Here is a 17,216-nt window from a genome sequence, read left to right on the forward strand (position 1 = left end):
TATCGAATAAAAAAACGATGCCTCTTTACCGCGATTTTTCAGATGACAATGCCACGATTCTTGTATGGAAATATGATGAAAGCGAAGAACTTGATATCAACGAGCTTCTGGAAACCGAAAATGCCGAAAAGGTAAAAGACTATCATCCCAAAAAACTGCAGGAGGTACTCATGGTGCGTAAACTTCTAAAAGGATTAAAGCCCCACTCTAAAATTTTATATAAAGAAAGAGAACCCTTTTTATCGCCTAAAGACGCGGAAATTTCCATCACCCATTCATTTCCTTTTGCTGCCATAGCTGTTTCTAAAAACAAAATAGGGATCGACATCGAAAAATTCAACCCAAAAATTCTGAGGGTTATTGATAAATTCACCTACGAAAACGAAAGAGGATTCATTCCCGAAGATAACGCACCTGCTTTCTATACTATTATATGGAGTGTGAAGGAAAGTATGTACAAGATCCATCATTCGAAATACTGGTCCCTGAAAAAGAATTATGAAGTAAAGCCGTTTGAGCTTAAACACCTTCATAAAATAAGCTGCAGGGTTTATGACGACCAGTTTTCAGACGAGTTCAAAGCGAGAGTAGAGTTTTTTGATGACTATTGCTTTACGATTGTGGAGGAATAGGATCTGCTTCACTTCTGTATTTTTCTATCACCTTTCTCTGTTCTTTAGCCACATCATAAATCAGCTCCAGGATATCATGGATATTTTTGAGCTCTGTTAAATGTGAAATTTTATCAGGATCTCTTCGGTCAACAAGGTCATTTTCTCCGATCTCCGTCTTTCTTTTTGAAAGCATATCTTCAATAGAAGAATCTTCAGGTTCCAGACGGCTTTCCATTTTTAGAGCTTCATTGATATCGTTTCCATGTAGCAAAACAGAGGTCTGCTGCATTTCTGCTCCAATCTTTCTGCTCCAGCTTTCAGCATCTATTTCAGGATACTTTTCGTCATTTTTGGAGTATTGGGAAAGAGAGGCGGTATATGCCGTGATCAGGTGCGACGTTGCCACAAACTGATGCACCACTTCCAGTTTTTTCTGCTGGTTTTTGGGTTCAGAGATCATTCTCTGGAAGTTGTCTGAAAGGTTAGCCAACGAAATGATTGCATTTTTCCGCTTCATTTTATAGTCTTCAATATCAAAGTCTCCTTCCAGAAATTTTGAAATAACACTCTCAAAATAGATGAGATTGTCTGCAGCAGATTTCTTCATCAGATCAAGATTTTGAGTATGTTCCCATACAGGCAGAACGAGATAAGATACTGCAGAAGCAATCAATCCTGCGATCAATGTATCGAGGATTCTGTCTTTGAAGATCACATTTACATTGCCTGGATTTAAAAAATTAAAACTCAAAAACACATAGATGGTCATGAACAGGACTGCCCAAAAATACCGGCCCTTCAGAAAACTGAAGCACATGATCATGCTCAAAAGCAGGATGGTAAACAGGATGCCGTTAATATGTATAAAATGCAGAATGGTATAAGCAATAACCGCTCCTGCAATGGTTCCGTATAAACGGAGAAGATTTCTTTTTTTGGTAATAGAGTAGGCGGGTTTCAATATGGCAGTAATCGTGATCAGGATCCAGTAGGTATGACCAAGACCCAGAAGATCGAACATGGAAAAGATATATCCAACCAGCAAGGCCGTAGTGATTCTGATCGCATGTCTGAAATGAGACGATGAAAACGAAATATTATTCCTTAAAACCTTGAAGTTAAGTTTTTCTTCATTAGGCATGAATTTTTTTAAATCCAGACCTGTGGAAAGACTTTTCGCCAGTTTTACGTTCTGGGAAAATACTTTGTAGATCTCATTGATTTCTTTTGTGATCTCATTGATGCGCATCAAAATCTGGCGAAGGACCATGAAATTTTCAAAATTATCCGGACTCATCTGCTTATTGCGCAGTTCGAAATAATGAGAATTAAGGTTTTTCAGCTCAAGCTCCAGATCAAATATAGGTTTTGCTCTCGTTCCTATCTGAAGAGAGATTCCGATATTGGTAATTTCTTCTGCAAGAAGGTTGAGGTAATCATGGATGTTAACCAGAATCATGCTGTCTTCAAAACTCTGCTGCAGTTTCTGATAGTCGCTTTCAGAGGTCATCAGCTTTTCATGAAGGTCCATAGAATTCAGAAACATCAACATCAGAAGCCTGCTGGTCGTAGTTGATTCGTTAACGATGGTCCTTGTCTTGAAAACGGTTTCCCTGGTTTCTTCCTGAAGATTTTTGATTCCCACCTGCTTGGCGATCACCTGAATTGTTAGCTTGTCGAAATCGGGGTTTTTCTGATAATAATTCGCTTTGATCTTTAAGAATTCTGCGAGCTGGAGATAATTTTCCCCGATCATCTGCCCCGCTAGTTTATAAGGCTGAATGGTAGTCACTACAAGGAATATCAGCAGGAACCAGATACATCCGGATGCGAAGATCAGCAGACTTTTAAAGATATTGCCTCCCGTAAGGTGACCGTCTATAAAGATCGCCAGTACAACAAGAGATAATGAGCCTACCGCAGCAAGCCTCTGTCCGTAAACCCCGATTAAGGAGAAAAACATTCCGAAGGCAATGATCTCCAGCAGGACCAGAACTTTAAAATTCATCACCAGGCTGGCGATAAGTGCTACAAAGACAAAGCAGAAAATAGCAAAGGTAAGTGCATTTCTTCTTCTGATAAAAGGACCGGGCTGGTCACAAAGCGCTACAAAGCTGGTTCCGAGAGGAAATAGAAAGTATTCTTTCAGGATTCCGAAGTGAGCAAGGACTAAACACGGCAGAACAGTTGCCAGCGTAATTCTGATTGCAGAATATACATATTGACTGGTCACGAATTTTTTGAGTTCTGCTGAATAGTTCATACTACAAAATTAATTATTGAAAACAAGAAAAGCCTTATAAAGATGAGACTTTTACAAACTTAAATATTATATTTCTGTAATAATTTACCAATTGCCAATTTGAATGGTTGTGCTTATGACGAATTTGGTATAACGAATTGTACTATTTGCCATAAGAGTTTGAATGGTGAATTTTGCTTCGCAAGTGAAGAGTGAATCTGTAAGCATGAGAGAAAATTCACGGCGAAGCCAATTGACAGCGCAGCTAATTGTCAATTGACCAAGTAATTTGTTCACAAAAAAAGCCCCATAAAAATGAGGCTTTTTGATTTGAGGTATTTAATATCTTAATTATCTACATTAGATGTTTCGTCACCAATGTTCCAGGTAAGACCGAAACGAAGGGTGTTATCCAAAGCAGTATTGATTTTTGACATATTGATCAGATAAGAAATATCAAGTCCGAAAGAACGGTATTTCAATCCGATACCTGCTGTAGCGAACTGTCTTGCTCCCTGCTCTTCGCTTTCATGGAAGTAACCTGTTCTTACAGCAAATGCATTGTCATAAGAATATTCTAAAGCACCACTGTACATGATACTGTTTTTATTTTTGAAAGATTTTCCAATACCGGCGATAGGTCCCACGTTTGGAATCTCATATCTTGGCTGTCTTGTATTAGGATCTATTCCTACATATTCTGATCCTGGAACCAAGATCTTCGAACCTTCTACGCTTAGCCCGATCTTGTTCATGTCATCTAAATACATATCATACCCAAGTCCCAATCTTGCCATTGTAGGCAGATAAGATCTTGATTCTTCATTTCCGGTATAGTCTAATTTCGGACCCAGGTTCTGAACAGCGAAACCAGCGTTAACTTTTCCGTCATACCCTCCGAAACTGGAGAATCTTTGAGAAGTATAGTATCCTGAAACGTCTACTGCAAAAGAGTTGGCAGCTTTAAGAGTTGTATCTGTGTTGAAACCTCCGGCTAAATCAGAACGAATGAATCTACCGGTAACGGCCATTGAGTAAGAATCAGAAAGTTTCAGACCGTAAGCAACGTCGATAGAGAATTCGTTAGGTTTTGATGTACCCATGGAAGTTACCTCTGAACCTACTAACTGAGTAAGGTCTACTTCACCCATGTTGAAATAATAGATACTCGCAGAGATGGTAGATCTTTCTTCCTGTCCTAAGAATTTATGGAACGCACCATATAGTAAAAATACGTCATTGGTAAGTTTCCCCATATAAGGCGTATAGTTAAGACCTACGGAAGAACTTGTTCTGCTAAAAGGATATTTTGCAGCATTCCAGAATTGTGAAAACGCATCCGGAGAGGTTACAACCCCCTGGTCTCCCATACCTCCAGCTCTTGCATCAGGTGCAATTCTTAGAAAAGGAGCTCCGGTCAATACTGGATTTATCTTACTTAAATCTTGCGAATAGCCTAAAAAACCAGCACTTAAACCAAATCCCAAAAGCAGTTTAGTAGTTAAATTCATATGTTGTCTTTTATATATTATCAGTTTTTTATAAAAATTGTTATCTATGTATTATTTAATTATTTCAAAAGTACCATTTTTTCTACAGCTGTAGCACTTCCTTTGCATTTTTCTTGATTTTGACTTTTTGCAAATATCTTAAAAATATACGTACCTTTTGCAACAGTTGACCCAAAATCGTCTCTTCCGTCCCATTCTATTGCCTGACGTGGTGTTCTAAAGCCCTGTAGGAACGGTTCTGCAACTACCGGCTGAGATAATGTTCTTACTAATTTTCCTGTTATCGTGTAAATCTGAACATTTACATCCAGAATATCATCGCAGTTATGTTCAAACTGGATGTACGTTTTATTGGTAAATGGATTCGGCCAGTTCAATGGTCTGTTAATAATCAGATGTTGATCAGCTTCATCCTTAACTTCAAAGTTTAACGTAGCAGTTGTCGAATTATTGTTTATGTCCCAAACTTTAAATGTTAATTGGTGTTGTCCTATCGCCAGGTTTCTGAAAGGGTAGGTTACATTCCCTTTCTGGTAGTCGGCAAGACTAGGATTCAGACATCCGTTTCCTTCACCTGAAGTAAAGAAGTCATTCAGAACAACAGTATTGATGATTTGGCCATCAAGATACACTGTAATATCGTGACCTACACCAGATCCAGTAGAGTTGATTCCTGTATCGTCTGTAACGCAAGCTAAAAGCATAGGGTTCTGATTCGTGATTCCACCGTCTGCAAAGTTTGTATTGTTCATATACAGTCTTACTTTTGGAGGTTCATTATCATTAATTCCATTTGGATTGATGTCTCCTACCTGTACAGCCTGATTGTTAAATACATCTGTTGCTTTGTTATCAGCATATCCCAATATTCTTCCTTGTCCTACAGCATAGTTGATATCCTTAGGAACATAGAATTCCACGTTGAATACTCCGTTTACTGCAGTTCCCGAAGCTTTAACGATAGCACTTCCTTCTTCTGTATAATCCATGACAGGAGATAGAACTCCGTCGTTATTCAGGGTCTTCTTATTTAATCTCTTATCAAAAATATTGATAGAAACCCTTCCGTTGAAAGTTGTATTAAGAGTTCCATTAGGATTGTTGATATGTCCTTTCACTTTAATAAAGTCCAAACCTCTGATCAGTCCCGGAACCGGTGATTCAATACCATCGATCACAAGTTGTCTCTGAGGTCTGCTTAATTTCATAGCAGGATCACCAAGGAAGTTAACCTTCAGGTGGTCGATATTGGCTCCTTTTTGTTTTTTAGCATTTAAATGAGCATATCCTAAAGTTTCAAAATCATCATTGATCAACTTGAAAATATTCTTTGTGTAAGTATCTGTAAAGAGACGCCCATAGTCTACCCCAATGGCACGGCTTGATGTAATCATGGCAGCAGCACCTCCTTGTTTCAGTTTAATAAACTGTTCTCCCGCAGAAGAAGTACCCGGTTCATCCCATAATGTAAATTCACAAGTGATAGTAGATACAAATGGAAATCTGCTGTATACATTTGAGAAGTTATTAGAATTCTGGATCTCTGTACTGGTCAACACCCTTTCCTGAGCCCATCCGTTGATACCTCCATGTCCGAAATAGAATAGATACAAGCTGTTTCCGATGTCATTTGAAATAGCCTGAGTCACTTGAGGGAATCTTTGTCCCGCTGCAGTACTTTGAGCCTGGAAAGCATCCATATATAACTTTCTTACGTTGTATTCTTTTAGTTCCACCTGACCCGGTTGTTCAAAAATAGTTGACAGCGTATTATTCATTACTTCGTGGAAAGGACTTCCGCCATCCTTATCATCATCTACAACAAAGTCAACCTTCATACGCCATTCTCCAAAAGGAGTGGACTGTCCAGGTAAAGCATTGTAATAGGCGAGCGTTTTGTTCATCATATTTCCAGCTTCAGTTACGTTAGCCGCCGGAATTCTTCCTACAGGAACATCTGGTAGATTATTTTCAATGAACGCTGTTGTCTGGGGCTGCGTCATTACAATATAGTCATCCGTAACAAAAGAACCCACAAAGTCTGCAGAATTCTCTCCCTGATAGCTGGAAACTATATTGGAATTACCGGAGATTCTGTTTTTATAATCATAGGAGGCATCCCCAAAAATAAACACATATTTAAGCCTGGCACTGTTGTTAAGTTTTGTTACGAAATCTCTTATAGCAGTAAGATCTCTGCTTCCGCTTCCAAATTCGTTATAGATTTTAGTGGCATCTACGATTTCCACTGTATAATTATTTTTGGTCTGGTGATAGCTGGCTAGTCTTTGCGCTTGCCCCATCATTTCAGGAACAGTAATGATAAGATAATCTACATTCTGCAGCCCGGAAAGATTCTGATTGGCGATTCTTTCCACAAACTGAGGGTTATAAGCCGCGTCGGCACGGAAAGCAACAAATTCATTATTAAAATTGGGATCAGAGGTAAGATAACCGAAATTAAAGTTACCTGCACCTGCTTTGTTTACTCTTCTGTTGGCATTCGTAATGTCAGTTACATCCCATACCTGCTCAAGGTTTGTTGCATTGGAAATACCGAAGCCATAATTGGTATTGGTTCCACTGGCAAGTGAGAAATCCCTGAAACTCATCTGTGATCCATTGAACGTAAGATTTTCCTTATATTGTACTTCCACATAATCGAAGTGGAAAGTTCCATTCGGATTTAAAGAGATATTAGGAGAGTAGTTAAAGGTAATTTGGTTTCCATTCAGATTAGATATGGTACCATCGTATTTCAGCTGGTAAAAATCATAGCTATATGTCGCGGTGTTGTCAGGTACATTCTGTGTGACCGGATTTAGATTATTGATTTTAAATTCTACAGTATTCTTCTGTGATCTGTAACCCACTACCTGAGTTCTGTATTTTATAATATCACCTGCCTGTATTGGCGAACTGGTAGTAAAAGTAACCACCTTATCCGTTGTGAATGGTGCTTCTTCTACCCAAATTCTTCCTACTTTTAAAAGATTCTTTTGGTCATTGTTGATCACCTGGTAATTATCATACCTCGTAATTAAAGCACCTGCCGGAAGGTTGGCATCTACAGGCTGTACTCTTTTACCGGCGCCTTTGTCGAAATTGATGAAATAGTATGAGAAATCTTCGTAGATATTTTTCAGATTATTACTTTGGTCAGTTCTCGTATCAGTTCTTTTGAAACCGTTTCCGTTTGATTGATCATAAAGATTGTATCCGTTTGGCCCCTGAGCATAGAAAAGAGCATAATCTCCGTCATTCCATACACCATCATCTTCACCCACTACCTGAATGGCATTTTCCTGAAGCGCGCTGTATTTTGTATCCTGATTGTGTTCAGGAAGCATTACACCACCATTTCCGTAAATTCTGAAATTTTTAGGATTTACGGAAGCAGGGTTAATGCCGTTATCTTTTAAAAACTGTGTAGTAATTTTAAATACTCCTGATCTGTCTACTTTAATCTTATAGAAGCCGCCACTTGAAAGAGGGTTGGCTGTGCTTCCCACTTTGTTTGCATTTACAGATCCGAAATTGTTGGGAGATGCCGTTTCAGAAATACTGAATGAGGAAAGTCTCTGGACACGCCCTTTTACATTCTTGAATAAAGATACACTTACACTCGCATATCTTTCTCCTTCCAGAGTGTAGTAAGCGATGTCGGCAATATCATAATCCGGTAATCTTCCCTTGTCAAGATCATAGAGATCTTTATTGGAAACACTTTCCCACGCAAGGTCGGAAACTTTCAGCTGCTTTTCTCCTATTTTTTGTTTAGTGATGATAAAAACGTTATTTTGGCTGAACGAAAAACCTTCATTTTTGAAATTTGGAAGAGTTAATTTTGTGTCACCAAAATCTTGGATTTTAGAGCCTTCCCATTCTATGGCTTTTCTCTGGGCCCAAAGTGTTGATACAAAAGAGAATAGTAATAAAAAGGTGATTTTTTGTTTCATGTTTATTATTGAAATTTCTGAATTACAAATAAAATGAAAATTTTAGAATTAAATTGTGATACAATAAAATTAATTTGTTAACGTTTTTCAAAAAAATCAAATGTTTACTTGATTTATTGAATAATTTATTTTTTCTTTGTACTTTGAAAATATTTATATCGACTATGAAAAAACTAAAGTTATTTTCATTAATAGCATTAAGTTCTACACTTGCATTAACCAGCTGTGGCGGATCAGGTACCAGCAAAGGAGGCGGTACTAAAAAATTTGTCAGCAAGACGGGTTGGAAACCAAACGAAAAACAAGGTTGGTTTTTTGCAGGAAAGCAACAAAAGCAGAAGGGGTGGCCAGGAATGGTATATGTAGAAGGTGGAACTTTTACAATGGGATTAGTGAAGGATGATGTGATGCATGATTGGAATAACACACCGCGCAGAATGCAGGTAAGTTCATTCTTTATCGGAGAAACAGAAATTACTAACTACGAATACCGCGAATACCTTACATGGTTGAAGTACGTATTCCCTCCAAGTGACCCTAGCTTTAAAGAGATCTACAACGGTGCCCTGCCAGATACTCTTTTATGGGATAATAAATTAGCTAGAAACGATTATAATGAAACGTATCTGCGTTCGCCAGAATTCGATTACTACCCGGTAGTAGGCGTTTCCTGGACTCAGGCAAACAGATATTGTGAATGGCTTACAGACAGAGCGAATGAAAAAGCTTTAATGCAAGCCGGAATTATTGCTAAAGATTTGTATATCAACGAATCCAATAACCAAGGAGGAACAGCATTTAACATGGATAAATTCAAATCGAATGATCCGGAAATGCAGGGATATATCAACGAGAAAAGAATGCAGCAAAAATCTGGTATGAAAACAACCAACCAGAGACTTCTTTCTGCAAACAGAGCACCAAACTCTTCAATGGTTCAGAAGTTCAGACTTCCTACCGAAGTGGAATGGGAATATGCAGCTCTTGGTATGGCTAAAAACAGAGAATACAACCAATATCTTGGTAAAAAACCTGAAATTGAAAGATTAAGAGGTACCAAAGGAAAAGATAAAGGAATGTTCCTTGAAAACTTCAAAATGGGTACAGGTGACTATTCAGGTATCGCAGGATGGAAAAATGACGGAGCTGCACAAACTGCAGACGTAAGACAATATCCATCTAATGATCTTGGAATCTACGGTATGTACGGAAACGTTTCTGAATGGACGGCTGACGTATACAGACCTATCATTGACGAAGATTTCAACGACTTCAATTACTATAGAGGAAACATGCCTCAGGCTGTTGTAAGAAACGGTGACGGAACTTACAAAATGATCGACGAAGGAACTATCAAGTATGATACGTTAGCCGACGGAAGATTGGTTTATAAAGGACTTCCAGGACAGTTTGAAAGAGAAACTATCGCTGACTACAGAAACTACAGAGATGGAGACAGACAGTCTTCTTTAGAATACTACAGAACTTCAGACTCATCTGATACTTATAATATGTACAATGCTCCTCAGAAGAGATTTGTAGTAGATGCAGGAGGAAGAGTAAAACTTCAGAAAGATACTAAAGACAGAACGTCAGCAATGTCTAACGATGTAAGAGTTGTAAAAGGTGGTTCTTGGCAGGATACAGCATATTGGTTGGATCCGGGACAAAGAAGATACAAAAGCCAAGGCAAAGCTTACGGATGGATCGGCTTCCGTGTTGCACAGGATGCTAGAGTTAACGACAAGAGCAGAACTAGAAGATAATATTATCAAAATACTTATAAAAAACCTTCCGGATTTCCGGAAGGTTTTTTTATTTTTGAACTATGAATATAGAACAGTTTTATCCTTTATTTTTAAAGTCAGATAAAGTGACGATCGACAGCAGAAAAGTCGGAAAGAATGATATCTTCTTCGCCTTTTCCGGTGATAACTTCAATGCTGCAACTTTTGCAGAAAAAGCCGCTGACGAGGGAGCTCTGGCTGTGATTGTGGAGCAGCAGGAATTTGAAAATAAGGACAAAAACATTTTCTATGTTCCTTCTACACTGGAATTCCTTCAGCAGCTTGCAGTTCATCATAGAAATCACCTTAAAATTCCCGTGATCGGGCTTACGGGAAGCAACGGAAAGACCACCACCAAAGAGATTATACACGCCGTGCTTTCACAGAAATTCAATGTACAGTATACTTTTGGAAATTTGAATAATCATATTGGAGTTCCGCTGACCATTCTTTCCATTAAACCTGAACATGAAATGGCTGTCATAGAAATGGGAGCCAATCACCAGAAAGAAATAGAACTTTTATGTACTATTTCGCAGCCGGATTTTGGATATATTACCAACTTTGGGAAAGCTCATTTAGAAGGCTTCGGTGGATTTGAAGGCGTGATCAAAGGAAAGTCTGAGCTTTATGATTATTTGAAAAACCATCACAACACGATTATAGTCAATGAAAATGATCCTATTCAGGTAGAAAAAACTGAAAACTATACACCCAAAATTACCTTTGGAAAAGAGAATTCAGATTATCAGTTCGGATTGTTTTCAGAAGACCATTTTGTAGGGTTACAATATCAGGAAATGAAAGCGGTTTCAAAACTGACGGGAGAATATAATTTCACCAATTTATGCGCAGCTGCTAGCCTCGGACTTCACTTCGGAATCGGCTTTGAAAAAATTAAGCAGGCTGTTGAAAACTATACTCCGACGAATATGCGTTCACAGGTCGTGAAAAAAGAAGGCAGAACATTAGTACTGGATACGTACAATGCCAATCCAAGCTCTATGACGGCTTCTCTGCACAACTTTGTTACGTTTGAAGGACGTAAGACTATCATCATCGGTGATATGCTTGAATTGGGGGAGGAAAGTGAGAAAGAGCATCAGAATATCTTAAAACTTGCCCAGGAATTGGCTTTTGACCAAATCATTACCGTAGGAAAGCATTTTAAATCAGTCAATCCCTCAGCATTGTCTTTTGACAATACTGCAGAACTGATAGGATATCTTCAGCAGAATACCATTCATTCTGAAAATATTCTGTTAAAAGGTTCAAGAGGAATTGCCCTTGAAAAAGCAATAGAATTTATTTAAGCTTTAAATTCCAGAAATCTTTTACGATAAGCTTAATATTCTGGAAAGTACTTGGGAAAACTTCCTCCTCAATTTGGGCGGTGTTTTTCCAGGCCACTTCCGTAATTCCCTCCTCAATCTGAGGTTTTGAGGTATCTTCACCATCGAAGTTCATTTCAAACCAATGGGTGCATTTCAGAATCTTTTCACCGTTTCTTTCGATATAAATATGGTAAGTGGTGTTGATGAACTCTACCAGGTCTACATCTTTCAGGCCGGTTTCTTCTTCAATCTCTCTTACGGCAGATTCTTCGCGTGATTCGCCTTTTTCCATCTTACCCTTGGGAAGATCCCATTTACCTAATCTTTTAATGAAAAGAAGGTCTCCCTGAGGATTGCTGACAAGTCCTCCTGCCGCTTCTATGATCCTGAAAAGCTTTTGGAACTCTTTCCAGATCTCTTCAATATTCTCACCGAAAACATTCAGCTCTTTTACTGAAGTGTTCTCCAAAAGATCTAGCGCAATCTCTAAAGTTGTGAAACTTTCGAACCTGAGATCTTTTTCAAGATTCCCGGGATGCTTAGATACTAATAATTTTTTTTCGTTCACAAAAACTTTATACATTTGTAAGAATTAAGAATTTAAATACAAAAATAAAAAATGAATTTAGAAGGACGAAAAATTATTGTCAATAAATCATCTAAAGATTTGTCTGAATTGTTGAAATCACCTGAAAACTATAAAGATTTTATGCCGGATGGTCTTCAGAAATTTGAAACAAGAGATAACGGGTTCAAATTCGGTCTTCAGGGAATGCCGGAAATCGCGTTGAAAATAGATGAAGTGGATGAGCAGAAAGCTGTTTTAAAGTCAGCAAGCTCAAGTCTTGACTTTACATTAACAGCCACTTTAAATCCTATCAACGAAAACCAGACTGAAGTTCAGATGCTTTTTGAAGGAAAATTCAATCCTTTTATCAAAATGATGGTAGAAAAACCACTTCAGAACTTTATCAATACACTGACAGATAAGATCGAAGCTTACAAATAATAACTAAACCTTCAGCAATGAAGGTTTTTTTATGCAATGACTCCAGAACTGTGATCTGCTGTGCTGCCGGTTGCAGAAGAAAGAACATTGATCTCGTTATTCATCCTTAAAACCCCCATGAAGGCAAAGATTAATGCTTCCTTGTAATCAATGATTTCGTTCTTGGGAATGATGATACCGGATCCTGCTTTTTCCCTGATCTTTTCAATAAGGAAAGTATTGTAGGTGCCCCCACCCGTACAAAGGACCTTTTGTAAACTGTTTTTATTAATGATCTTAGAGATCTGCTGCGCTACATGTTCAGTAAAAGTAGCCATAGCGTCTGCTGTTTCGATATTTTCAAAAAGTGAAAAAATATGTTCGTTACACCATTCAATGCCTAAAGATTTAGGGTGAGGCTGGCTATAAAAGTCTAAGGAATTAAGTTGGGCTAAAAGATTCTCATTGAACTGCCCTTTTCTTGCCAGATCACCATTTTCATCAAAATTTTTATTAAATTTCTGAGCGAGCCTGTTCAAAACAATATTGACAGGGGCGATATCAAATGCGATCCTTTTACCCTCCTGTTTTAAAGATATATTGGAAAAGCCTCCAAGATTCAGGCAGGCATCATATTGAGAAAAAAGCAGTTCATCCCCGATAGGAACCAAAGGAGCTCCGTTTCCCTCCATAAGCACATCCTGGCTCCTGAAATCATAGATAACCGGAAGTCCCGTTTCTATTTTGATGGCTCTGCCGTCTCCGATTTGCAGGGTAAATTTATTTTGAGGCTGATGAAAAACGGTATGTCCGTGAGAGCCGATCAGGTCAATGTTTTCAAGACCGTTCTTTTCAATAAATTCTTTAACCTTCTCAGCCAGGTAAAAACCATACTCTGAGTGAAGTTTCAATAATTCTTCTGAAGATAGATGGATAGAATTTCTAAGTTTTTCTTCCCAGTGTTGAGAATAGGGAAGGGTTTCTGCCTTTAAGATCTGAAAATTCCAGCCGTTCTGTTTTTCAAAAGCGGCAAAACATATATCCAGACCATCCAGACTGGTTCCGGACATGAGCCCAAGAGCCTGAAATCTCATGTTACTGTGGTGTTTTTTTTTCTTCGAGCCTTTTTGTACTGAAGTCTCCCGAATTATTGAAGAAAGTATATTCAGAGAAATCATCTTTAGCAGTCATACCATTGGCTCCTACCAGAGTAGAGCCATCTTCCATGGTAACGTATACCGTATCTTTGGTGTAAATTCTGTTTTTTTTCTGATCCCAGTAAACACTCTGCATGGCAAAACGCTGCCCTTCATTAGTGGTGATCCTTACATCACCTTTTGCTTCGTAGAATTTTTTATATTCGAAAATACGGGCATATTTGGCGGTAATCTTTCCCGGAACTTTGGGTTTCTTTTTATCAAAAAACTCTATGTTAATTCCTTTTTTTGCGACAATATAAGGACTGTCGATCAGCTCATATTTTTCAATAATTGGAGCTTTGGCTTTTAATGAGATAAAACCGGAGTCTCGCTGAATAATATTGGCATTATTAATGATCTGCGAGGGGAAGTTCTTGCTTTTGCTTCCGTTGGCCTTGGTAAGGTCTTCTTCACAGGATGTCAATATAAAAAATATAGCACAACTAAAAAGGCATGCTATATTTTTATATGATATTTTATTTGAAAAATTCATTCTAGTTGTACAGATTCTTTCTGAACCATCTGTCAGCAAAGTTGAAACCGACTTTCAGGTTAATAAAATTCTGATTGATCAGATTATTCTTAAGAGTTCCTCTTTTTCCTACTTCTATACCAAGCTCAACACCACTCATTCTTGTGATACTGCTTGTCTTGAACGGAAGTAATACCCCCCCTGAGATTCCAAATTTATTGATGCTGTTACCGTCTATTTTAAGATTTCCTCTTTCATAGAATGCTCCATATCTGTAGACTACTCTTGAGAAGTAACTTCTGAAGTTGTTGTAATTGGGTAGGTACCATCCTCCGGCAGATATTCTGTAGGTATCCTGGAAGTCAAAAGTCTTTCCGAAATAAGAGATGTCTTCTCCTTTCTTATAATCAAGCTGTCCGGATACAAACCAGTGGTTTTCGCTTCCATAACCAACCCCTAAAGATGCCTGAAGCGGAAGAAGGTTTTTAGAGCTCGTACTTTTTTGATCTATAATCGTTTCCAAAGCTTTTACCGTGTTGGCTGCATCAGCATACACATAAGTACTGTTGATATAATCAGTAGTCATATTGCTGGTGTTCCCAAATGTAGCAGTTGCTCCGATGGTTAATTTTTTGTCGGTACGTGTATTCAGACTCTGGTAGCTTCCCCCAAGAGTGAAGTTAAAGTTTTTGATGCTGTTCTTGGTTTCGTAACCGTTGACATATTCAGCGTTTGAAACTTTATCTTTATCAAAAGATCTGAGCTCATTAAGGTCATAAAGATTTCCAAAGTAAAGATTAGCTCTTAAACCTACAGCAAAATTCTGGTCGATTTTATAAGAAACAGCTGCCTGGGCAGTATTCAAAGTTCCACTTCCTTTAAAACGGTTTGTATAATATCCGTCTAATGTTTGAACATTATCTACAGTTTTGTACCTTTCAATAGTATTAACAATGTCATAGCTCTTGGAGCTGTAGGGCTGATAGGAAAGTCCCATCTTTACCTTTGGAGACAGAGGAAAGGCTAGTGAGATATTAGAAAGATACGTAGAATGTTTGGTAGACTTCGTATCGTTGTAATTAGTTTTGAAGTAATTGTTTTCGTTGGTAGCTTCCAGCTTGATGCTTGTCAGCTCGAAATTAGAGTTATTCGCAGGGTTTGCGAAATTGAAGCTGCTCGTAAAATCACTTATATAAGCAGTAGATATACCACCCATAGAGGCAGTTTCAATCGTATTATCATATTTTACATCTCCAATTCCATAAGTTGCATACGGAGAGTTACTTATACTCTGTGCATTTAGGAAGTATCCAACTGATATGAATGATACGGCAAAGATTTTTTTCATTCTTTATTTTTAAAACAATGCGCAAATATCTTAAATATTAATGAATTGTAAAAATTATATGTGGTTAAAGTTTGTTAAGGCGTGAACTGATGGGCTTTTTTGAAGATTTATTAATGAAACGCCATAAGTAAATAATGAATGATGAATTGGGTTACGGGGTTCAGGATGCGGGATTCGAGTTGTGAGCTAAGGCATATAAGTCGTCAGGAAGGTAATATAAAAGACCGAAAACTTTTTCAAGGCCAGAATCAAAGCTCATACTAAACTTGAAAGCCTAATACCCTTATTTTGTAATTTTAACCCATATCTAGTATCCCGAAACACTTACCCCGTATCAAAATTTATCATGGACACTTATTCCCAAAATTTAACTTCAGATTCTTCCCCAGTTTTTTTATCTTTGGAACATGAATTGGGAGAACATTGCCGGACAGGAAAACCTGAAAAAACTTCTTCGGGAAAGCATTGCTGAAAACAGAGTGAGCCATGCCCAGCTTTTTTTAGGAAAAGAAGGATATGGAACATTTCCTATGGTATTAGCTTATGCCAAAGAGGTATTTCGCCAGGAAAATGAACATGCTGCTTCGAAAGTAGAGCATTTGAATCATCTGGATCTGCATTTTAGCTTCCCTGTTTTTACGGATAATAAAAATTCTTTAAGCAAAAATAAATTTGAGGAGTTCAGGGAAATGATCATGAACTCTCCTTATGCTAACTATGATGACTGGACCGCTTTTCTGGAATCTGAAAACAAACAGCTTTTTATTTCTGCAGATGAAATTGATGACCAGAATCAAAAGTTTGCCTTAAAGAGCTTTGAAGGGGGAACCAAAATTCTGATCGTCTGGAGAGCAGATAAAATGAACGTTGCTGCAGCAAACAAATTTCTGAAATTTCTGGAGGAACCACCGGCAAAAACACTTATTTTGCTTACGGCTGAAACGGCCAATGATATTCTTCCTACCATTCTTTCAAGAACACAGATCGTAGAAGTTCCGAGAATCAATGATGAAGACCTGGAAAACTATCTTAAGAAGAACTTTTCAATGGCTGATGAAAAGGCGAGGGAGATTGTTCATGAAGCGCAGGGAGACCTCAATGACGCGTTAAAAATTTTAAATTCCGGACATAAAAGTGACGAATTTGAAAAGCTTTTTGTACAGTGGGTGCGTGATGCATTTATGGTCAAAAAGAAGCCTCAATTTCTTAAAAGTATCATCTTCTGGGCCAGAGAAATTGCAGGATGGAACAGGGAAAAACAAAAGAACTTCCTGAATTACTGCTCCGAGATCTTCAGGCTTGCGTTGCTTCAAAACTACCAGTCTGAAAATTTGGTGTATAAAAAAATTGATGCAGATGGGTTCAACTGGGCCGGATTTTCAAAATTTATCAGCGGTGCCAATATTGAAAGTATCTTAGACGAAATCAATACAGCTGATTTACACCTGACCCGAAACGGAAATCCTAAAATTGTCTGGACGGATCTGGGCATAAAATTATCCAGATATATCCATAAAAATTCTTAAGAGATAAAAGCGTAAGGTTTTATAGGACCTTCATGGTTTAAAATTCAATTTTATATTTAAAAGATAGATATAAAGCCCGGACCTGTTTCGGGCTTTCCTATTTCTGTTTTCTAGACTTATCTCTGTATGTTATCCTAAACTGGAGATCCGGTATGATAGCCGGATCTTTTTTTATACTGATGTGAAAAATTCGTCCTGTCTATCTGTTTTTCCGGTAAAATATAATAGCCAAATAC

The 17,216-nt window shown here is 38.0% G+C and carries 12 protein-coding genes; 5 read left to right on the forward strand and 7 right to left on the reverse strand.

Translation table 11 applies throughout. From position 1 onward, the window contains the following. Window positions 1–17 precede the first annotated feature (17 nt). Window positions 18–632 (forward strand): 4'-phosphopantetheinyl transferase family protein, encoded by a 615-nt coding sequence (locus tag HHL23_RS12175; protein ID WP_169235078.1) that lies wholly within the window; start codon window positions 18–20, stop codon window positions 630–632. Here the strand turns inward: HHL23_RS12175 and HHL23_RS12180 are convergent. From HHL23_RS12180 to porU, 3 genes are all read right to left on the reverse strand, one after another. Beyond that, window positions 613–2,877: an FUSC family protein gene (locus HHL23_RS12180; RefSeq protein WP_169235079.1), complete on the reverse strand. Its 2,265-nt coding sequence runs from the start codon at window positions 2,875–2,877 to the stop codon at window positions 613–615. The genes HHL23_RS12175 and HHL23_RS12180 overlap by 20 nt on opposite strands. A gap of 326 nt (window positions 2,878–3,203) precedes the next feature. Further along, window positions 3,204–4,367 carry a type IX secretion system outer membrane channel protein PorV gene (gene porV / locus HHL23_RS12185; protein WP_169235080.1) on the reverse strand — a complete coding sequence of 388 codons (1,164 nt, stop codon included), beginning with the start codon at window positions 4,365–4,367 and terminating at the stop codon, window positions 3,204–3,206. Window positions 4,368–4,426: 59 nt separating this feature from the next. Further along, on the reverse strand, window positions 4,427–8,326 hold the full coding sequence (porU, locus tag HHL23_RS12190; RefSeq protein WP_169235081.1) for a type IX secretion system sortase PorU: 3,900 nt from the start codon (window positions 8,324–8,326) through the stop codon (window positions 4,427–4,429). Window positions 8,327–8,490: 164 nt separating this feature from the next. Here porU and gldJ point away from each other — a divergent pair, with 164 nt between their 5' ends. Next, window positions 8,491–10,092 carry a gliding motility lipoprotein GldJ gene (gene gldJ, locus HHL23_RS12195; protein ID WP_169235082.1) on the forward strand — a complete coding sequence of 534 codons (1,602 nt, stop codon included), beginning with the start codon at window positions 8,491–8,493 and terminating at the stop codon, window positions 10,090–10,092. A gap of 62 nt (window positions 10,093–10,154) precedes the next feature. Further along, the gene (locus HHL23_RS12200; RefSeq protein ID WP_169235083.1) at window positions 10,155–11,426 is read left to right on the forward strand and encodes a UDP-N-acetylmuramoyl-tripeptide--D-alanyl-D-alanine ligase; all 1,272 of its coding nucleotides are present in this window, start codon (window positions 10,155–10,157) and stop codon (window positions 11,424–11,426) included. On the opposite strand, the gene HHL23_RS12205 is transcribed toward HHL23_RS12200, so the two are convergent. Then, the gene (locus HHL23_RS12205; RefSeq protein WP_169235084.1) at window positions 11,419–12,030 is read right to left on the reverse strand and encodes an NUDIX hydrolase; all 612 of its coding nucleotides are present in this window, start codon (window positions 12,028–12,030) and stop codon (window positions 11,419–11,421) included. The two genes, HHL23_RS12200 and HHL23_RS12205, sit on opposite strands and share 8 nt — an antisense overlap. Before the next feature lie 36 nt (window positions 12,031–12,066). On the opposite strand from HHL23_RS12205, the gene HHL23_RS12210 reads away from it, so the two are divergent. Beyond that, window positions 12,067–12,456 carry an SRPBCC family protein gene (locus tag HHL23_RS12210; protein ID WP_169235085.1) on the forward strand — a complete coding sequence of 130 codons (390 nt, stop codon included), beginning with the start codon at window positions 12,067–12,069 and terminating at the stop codon, window positions 12,454–12,456. Window positions 12,457–12,485: 29 nt separating this feature from the next. Here HHL23_RS12210 and HHL23_RS12215 read toward each other — a convergent pair whose 3' ends face one another. The 3 genes from HHL23_RS12215 to HHL23_RS12225 are packed head-to-tail and all read right to left on the reverse strand — an operon-like array spanning window position 12,486 to window position 15,454. Then, complete coding sequence (locus tag HHL23_RS12215) at window positions 12,486–13,529, reverse strand: anhydro-N-acetylmuramic acid kinase (RefSeq protein ID WP_169235086.1); 1,044 nt, start codon at window positions 13,527–13,529, stop codon at window positions 12,486–12,488. Window position 13,530: 1 nt separating this feature from the next. Continuing rightward, window positions 13,531–14,127 carry an LPS export ABC transporter periplasmic protein LptC gene (gene lptC, locus HHL23_RS12220; RefSeq protein WP_169235087.1) on the reverse strand — a complete coding sequence of 199 codons (597 nt, stop codon included), beginning with the start codon at window positions 14,125–14,127 and terminating at the stop codon, window positions 13,531–13,533. Between the two features lies 1 nt (window position 14,128). After that, window positions 14,129–15,454 carry a hypothetical protein gene (locus HHL23_RS12225; protein WP_169235088.1) on the reverse strand — a complete coding sequence of 442 codons (1,326 nt, stop codon included), beginning with the start codon at window positions 15,452–15,454 and terminating at the stop codon, window positions 14,129–14,131. A gap of 407 nt (window positions 15,455–15,861) precedes the next feature. Here HHL23_RS12225 and HHL23_RS12230 point away from each other — a divergent pair, with 407 nt between their 5' ends. Next, entirely contained in the window at window positions 15,862–16,980 is a 1,119-nt protein-coding gene (locus tag HHL23_RS12230) for a DNA polymerase III subunit (protein WP_169235089.1), read from the forward strand. The last annotated feature ends 236 nt before the right edge of the window (window positions 16,981–17,216 follow it).

This window comes from Chryseobacterium antibioticum, assembly GCF_012927325.1.
GTDB lineage: Bacteria > Bacteroidota > Bacteroidia > Flavobacteriales > Weeksellaceae > Chryseobacterium > Chryseobacterium antibioticum.